This window comes from Corynebacterium sp. HMSC28B08 (genome assembly GCF_001806865.1).
Classification (GTDB): Bacteria; Actinomycetota; Actinomycetes; order Mycobacteriales; family Mycobacteriaceae; genus Corynebacterium; species Corynebacterium auriscanis.
In genome coordinates this window covers 117,165-123,660 of the sequence record NZ_KV786159.1, presented here as the reverse complement: position 1 = coordinate 123,660, position 6,496 = coordinate 117,165, and the positions used below count along the sequence as shown (strand labels likewise).

General features: G+C 59.1%; 5 protein-coding genes. 2 read left to right on the top strand and 3 right to left on the bottom strand.

Annotated features, from left to right (window positions below):
* The coding region (locus tag HMPREF3098_RS03390; protein WP_210385929.1) for a transposase at positions 1 to 613 on the top strand (613 nt) is incomplete at its 5' end.
* A gap of 430 nt (positions 614 to 1,043) precedes the next feature.
* Positions 1,044 to 2,309 carry an HNH endonuclease signature motif containing protein gene (locus HMPREF3098_RS03385; protein ID WP_035113318.1) on the top strand — a complete coding sequence of 422 codons (1,266 nt, stop codon included), beginning with the start codon at positions 1,044 to 1,046 and terminating at the stop codon, positions 2,307 to 2,309.
* Here the strand turns inward: HMPREF3098_RS03385 and HMPREF3098_RS03380 are convergent.
* The 3 genes from HMPREF3098_RS03380 to HMPREF3098_RS03370 all read right to left on the bottom strand — a co-directional run bounded on the left by HMPREF3098_RS03380 (position 2,306) and on the right by HMPREF3098_RS03370 (position 6,380).
* Complete coding sequence (locus HMPREF3098_RS03380; protein WP_070433994.1) at positions 2,306 to 4,528, bottom strand: heavy metal translocating P-type ATPase; 2,223 nt, start codon at positions 4,526 to 4,528, stop codon at positions 2,306 to 2,308. The two genes, HMPREF3098_RS03385 and HMPREF3098_RS03380, sit on opposite strands and share 4 nt — an antisense overlap.
* A 12-nt stretch (positions 4,529 to 4,540) precedes the next feature.
* Positions 4,541 to 5,200 carry an MBL fold metallo-hydrolase gene (locus tag HMPREF3098_RS03375; RefSeq protein ID WP_070433993.1) on the bottom strand — a complete coding sequence of 220 codons (660 nt, stop codon included), beginning with the start codon at positions 5,198 to 5,200 and terminating at the stop codon, positions 4,541 to 4,543.
* A 64-nt stretch (positions 5,201 to 5,264) separates the two neighbouring features.
* Positions 5,265 to 6,380 carry an S-(hydroxymethyl)mycothiol dehydrogenase gene (locus tag HMPREF3098_RS03370; RefSeq protein WP_070433992.1) on the bottom strand — a complete coding sequence of 372 codons (1,116 nt, stop codon included), beginning with the start codon at positions 6,378 to 6,380 and terminating at the stop codon, positions 5,265 to 5,267.
* Between the last annotated feature and the right edge of the window lie 116 nt (positions 6,381 to 6,496).

Genomic DNA, 6,496 nt, shown 5'->3' with positions numbered 1-6,496 from the left:
ACTTAAAGGTCTGCCGGAAGCCATTGAAGCAACCCGGCCGCATTCACTCGTGCAAACCTGCGTGGTGCATCTAATCCGCAACGCCAACAAATACGTCGCTTACGGTGACCGCAAAGCCGTCTCCGCCGCGCTAAAAGAGGTCTACACGGCAGTCAATGAGACCCAAGCCCGGCAGGCCTTGGATCGGTTTGCCGTCAGTGACCTCGGTAAGAAATACCCACAATCTGTCTTGGTATGGGAACGCGCCTGGGACAGATTCGTACCATTTCTGCAGTTCACCCCGCAGGTGCGGAAAATGATCTACACGACCAACGCGATCGAATCACTCAATAGTGAACTGCGTAAAGCCACCCGCAATCGCATCCAGTTCCCCAACGATATCGCTGCAGTAAAAGCACTGTGGTTGACGATCTGCACGATCGAAGACAAGCGAGCACTCAAGCGTGCAAAGAAAGCGAAAGGGGCACCGAAACCAGATAAATCAGGACGCATAATCGAAGGGAGAACAACCGTCGGCTGGATGGAAGCACTCAACCAAATGATCGTCGCCTACCCCGACCGATTCGCCCCCATACATCTAGAAAACAAAACACCACACACAAAAAAAACTTGACACGTCCACAACCAGTAATATAAAGCACCTGTTTACATACCCTGACCTAGATTTCCCGCGGAATTCAGACACACTTTCTGTCCCTTAACCCGCCCCCCTCCCCCAATAGATCACTGCCAACTTCAACGACCCCCCACTTAGCGGGCTCACCTAGCGGGCGCACTTAGCGAATGGCAACCCGGAATTCCCCTCGTCACACCACCACATCGCGCGAGGTCAGTTCGGCTAAGCACCCCAACACTGCACCAGCATTTTCCACATGAATTAGATCGCGTGTTCGATTTTCTGAAAGATGTCGGCAGCGATGTCTGAGGCGGTCTATATGATGAGAGCGAGCCTGACAAACAGGAATCGTCTACACCTTCTAAACACCGAACATATCCGCGACTTGAACTAGCAAGAATCGTCCAAGAACCGTCCGAGGGGGACCATGTTCGCCCAGTCCAGACCACCGCGAGAACCGAACCACAACAACCCACAACCCAGCTGGCGCGTATGCGACCCCAGCGATATCTACAGCTGCGAAATTCGCGAAATCAATAAAGCACACGTCCGGCTGGCTTTAGCCTTCGCGCCCGATATGGACGATTGCATCAGCGACGTTTCAACCAGGTTAGGGGCCCGGCTCGGCATGCCCGAATACCGCGCACTGACTCTGGTAGAGATCGGCCGCCTCTTCGACCGCTTTCCGTCACTGGTCGAGCTAGGCAACACGGGCGCCTATTCACTGGAGATTTGGCGCAACATCGCCGACAGTCTGGAATGCGTCGACGACGATGTCGTCGCAGCCATGGAACCCGAAGTCTACCAAGCCCTCCTCCCCACCCAGCCGAACCAGGCGATGTGGAGCCCCACCACTCTTCGGCGCCGCATGAAGCATATCGTCAACAAACACGATCACCTAGCCTGCCCCAAAGATCTCGACGAAGATCCCCAGCCTCCCGAGGACGATGACAGTCTCCTCTCGTCAACCCGCCTCAACATCGATGATCGCGATGACCAGACGACCGACTTCTTCCTCACGTTGCCAAAACTGGAGGCCCAGGAACTCACCGCAGCCCTCGACAACGTAAGGAAAAAGGAGAACTGCTCGCGCGCAGAAGCCCTGCTCAAAATCGTCCGCGGTCAAACCACGGCCGAAATCCACCTAAACCTATACCGTCGCGTGGACCTGCCCGATTCCCAAATCTGGGCCGCAGGCACCTGGCTAAATCCCCTTGCAACAAAGAAATGGATGAAACGAATCACCCACCTACAAGCACCGGGCTTTACTGCCAACAATGGCTACGCACCATCCCCCATCGTCCGGGCCAGCGTCGAAGGCAGAGACGGCACCTGTCGCTTTCCCGGATGCGACGTGCCCGCCCACAAATGCCAACTCGATCACGTCCAGAGGTACAACCATGACAACCCCGCTGATGGAGGACCGACCAGCACGTCAAACCTTCATTGCCTTTGTGCAAAACACCACAACGCGAAAACCGCCGGATCATGGGATGTAACCATCAACCAAGACGGCGTAGAGGTATGGACCAGCCACGGCGACGGCCATCAGGTCATCACCGCACCCAACGGACCACTCGGTAGGGAAACCTTCCGTCAACGCGCCGTCCGTCGCACGCTCACCCTCGCCGAATTCAACAGGAGGAAATCACAGCGGATATGGGGACCGCTGCCGGAAGACCCACCGTACTAAAGCCGCTGCGCCTGCAAACGCAGACTGTTGCTGACCACAAACACACTGGACAGCGCCATCGCCGCTCCCGCCAACATCGGGTTCAGTAACCCCGCTGCCGCGAGCGGAATCGCCGCGACGTTGTACGCGAACGCCCAAAACAGGTTGCCCTTGATGGTTCGCAACGTCCGCCGAGAAAGCTTGACCGCATCAACCGCTGCAGGCAACTCCGCTCGCACGAGGGTGATATCCGCTGCCTCGATCGCGGCATCCGTACCCGACCCCATCGCGATGCCCAAGTCTGCCTGCGCCAGGGCCGCCGCATCATTCACACCATCTCCAACCATGGCCACCACAGCGCCCTTCTCCTGCAACCGGCGCACCTCCGCCACCTTGTCCTCAGGCATGACTTCCGCAAGCACATCGGTCGGCGCAATTCCGGTTTCCCCGGCCACCCGGCGCGCTACCGCGTCCGCATCACCCGTCAACAGGATCGGTCGCAGACCCATCTGCTTCAATTCAGCCACCGCCGCCGCGCTCGTAGGCTTCACCCCGTCGCGCACCTCGATCTGCCCAGCCAACGCCCCATCGACGACCACAGGAATGAACGCACCAGCACTCACATCCACAAACCCGCGCCCCACCTGCACGAGTCGCCCATCGACCGTCGCTTCCACTCCTCGCCCGGCGATACTCCTAAAGGCATCGACTCGCGCCTTTTGTAGATCGACGCCACGTTGTGCCCGGGCGGCGTCGGTAATAGAACGGCCGATGGGGTGTTCGGAGCCGGCTTCCACCGCCCCAGCAAGACCCAAGACCTCCGCAGGCGCCCAACCGTCTTCGGTCACGACGGCGGTAACGGTCATCTCACCGGTGGTGACGGTACCGGTCTTGTCCAGCACGATCGTGTCCACACCGCGCGCGGATTCCAGAATCTCAGGCCCCTTGATGAGGATGCCGTCGCGGGCTCCGCGGCCGGTGCCGACCAACAGTGCGGTGGGAGTCGCGAGGCCCAAGGCACAAGGGCACGCGACAATGAGCACGGCAACTGCCGTGGAAAATGCGCGCGCCACCTCACCCGTAGCAATCCACCAACCAAGGAAAACCAACACCGCCACAGCGATGACGATGGGCACGAACACACCCGAAATTTTGTCCGCAAGCCGCTGAACGGGAGCCTTACCGGACTGGGCATCCTCAACCAGCTTCGCCATATGCGCCAGCTGTGTATCCGCGCCCACCTTCTGGGCACGCACCACCAATCGTCCCGAGGTGTTGATCGTGGCACCCGTAACATGATCCCCGACTGCCACATCCACCGGCACGGATTCGCCCGTCAGCAAGGAGGCATCCACGGCAGAATGACCATCTACGACCACTCCGTCGGTAGCGATCTTCTCACCTGGGCGCACAATGAAGTATTGCCCTACCTGCAACTGGTCAATGGGCACGGTGCGCTGGCTGCCCGCGCTGCTCGCAGAATCCTCATCCCACTCGCAGACCGTGACCTCCTGTGCGCCCAGTTCCGTCAATGCCCGCAGCGCACTACCCGCCCGGTGCTTGGCACGCTTCTCGAAGTAGCGCCCTGCCAGTACAAACAGGATCACGCCGGCGCCGACTTCCAGGTAAATATCCCCGGCGGGGCCACCATGACTGTTAGCGTCCATCCCCGCGGTACCGAAAAACAGCGCGTACAAGGACCACCCAAATGCCGCCAGCGTGCCGATCGTGATGAGCGAATCCATCGTGAACGCGCCATGCTTCAGGTTCTTCCACGTCGCACGGTGGAACGGCCACCCACCCCACACGATCATGGGCGCAGCCAACGTCAGCGACAGCCACTGCCAGTGCAGAAACTGCAACGGTGGCACCATGGCCAGCAGAATTACCGGCACTGTGAGCCATGCACCAATCACCAGTCTTTGCCGCAGTGCGTCCAGTTCTTGGTCCGACGCCCCCTCGCCATGTTCAGACTCGTCTTCCGCAGGGCGCAAAGGCCGTTCGACCGCAGCGCCATAACCCATGGAATCGACGAGGTCGATGAACTCTTGGGCGTCGGGAAAAGAAATGGTACTACCCGCAATTGACTGGATGTGCGCCTTCTCCGTGGCGTAGTTGACGGTGGCGGATACGCCCTCCATCTTGTTGAGCTTTCGCTCGATACGGTTGGCGCAGGACGCGCACGTCATGCCTGTAATGGCGAGATCGAGAGTGTCGGAAGGGGTCGCTGTGTTAGTCATAGATAATGTGCGCTAGTAACCGCGCTTAATCCATTCTTCGAGGTGGGGAGCCTCCTCACCGATGCTGGTGGCATCGCCGTGGCCGGTGTAGACCTCGGTTTCGCCCGGAAGGGTGAGCAAGCTCGTACGGATAGAGTCAATGATCGTGTCGAAGTCGCTGAAGGAGCGACCCGTGGCGCCAGGCCCGCCGGCGAAGAGGGTGTCACCGCTGAACAACACCTTGGCCTCAGGTAGGTAAAACGAGCACGACCCCGGGGAGTGCCCGGGAGTGTTAATAACGTTCAGGTCAGTACCCGCGATATCGAACTTCTGACCATCGGCGAGGTCGTGCGGGGTGACATCTGGGTGCGTCTCATCCCACAGCATCTTGTCACCGGGGTGGCAGAAAATGGGGGCGTTGAGCTTCTCGGACAACTCGGGTGCCACTGTGATGTGGTCATTGTGCGCATGCGAGCAGACGATGCCCTTAACCTTGCGGTCCCCCACGGCGTCGATAATGGGGTCAGCTGTATGGGCGGCGTCGATGATGTAGCACTCGGAATCGTCGCCGACGATCCAAATGTTGTTGTCTACGTCCCATTCACCGCCGTCGAGGGCGAACACGCCACTAGTGACCACGCGTTCGATGCGCAGGCCCGTGGAGCTGTGCCCAGAGGTAGTGTTGTCAGTCATCGCGGGAATGCCTTTCTTCCAGTTATCTCAACGTCGTTCGAGGGCGGAATTATTCCGGGGTTGATTACTTGAACTCCACGACAGAACGCAGGACTTTTCCGGCCTTCATCGTTTCGAAGGCTTGTTCAACATCGCCAAGCCCGATGCGCTCGTCCACGAACCGGTCTAGTGGGAAGCGCTCCTCGAGGTGAAGGTCAACGTACATGGGGAAGTCACGCTCCGGCAGGCAATCACCGTACCAAGAAGACTTCAGGGAGCCACCTCTACCAAAGACGTCCAGCAACGGCAGTTCCAGCTTCATGTCGGGGGTCGGTACGCCAACGAGCACCACGCGGCCAGCCAGATCGCGGATGTAGAACGCCTGCTTATAGGTCTGTGGAATGCCCACGGCATCGACTACCACATCCACGCCAAAGCCACCCGTGAGTTCCTGGACCTTCTCGATGAGCTGATCATCTGTGAGGCCCTTGGAATTAATGGTATGAGTTGCCCCGAATTCCTCCTTGGCGCGGGCCAGCTTGGCGTCGGAAACATCAATAGCAATGATTGGTGTGGCCCCAGCTAGGGCAGCGCCAGCGACCGCGGCCATGCCAACGCCACCGACGCCGATGACGGCCGCCGACTCGCCACGCTTGATGTCGCCGGTGTTCACAGCGGCACCCAGGCCAGCCATGATGCCGCAGCCCAGCAAACCAGCGACAGCGGGATCTTCAGAGTCGTTCACTTTGGTGCACTGGCCTTCGTGAACAAGGGTCTTTTCGATAAAGGCTCCGATGCCGAGGGCTGCCTCTAGCTCGGTGCCATCGGTGAGAGTCATTTTCTGGCTGGCGTTGTGAGTATTGAAGCAGTACTTGGGTTCGCCCTTCTTGCAAGCGCGACACTCACCACACACGGCGCGCCAGTTCAGGACTACATAATCACCGGGCGCCACGTGGGTCACGCGATCGCCGACCGTTTCCACAACGCCGGCGGCCTCGTGGCCCAGCAAGAATGGATAGTCATTGGAAATGCCACCGTCGCGGTAAGCTAGGTCGGTGTGGCACACACCGCAGGCCTGGATTTTCACGATAACGTCGTTTGGCCCCGGCGCGGGGATGACAACGTCCACCAGTTCAACCGGTTCGCCCTTTGTACGGGCAATAATGCCCTTGACGGTCGTAGTGTGATTCTGTTCAGCCATGGACTGATTCCTCCTGGGGTGGTAGGGGTTGTTCAACGTTCCCATGGTGGCATAAAAATGAATACGGAAAACGGTTCCCATTAGGCACGATGGCGAGGCGGGAGGATCCGTACCGT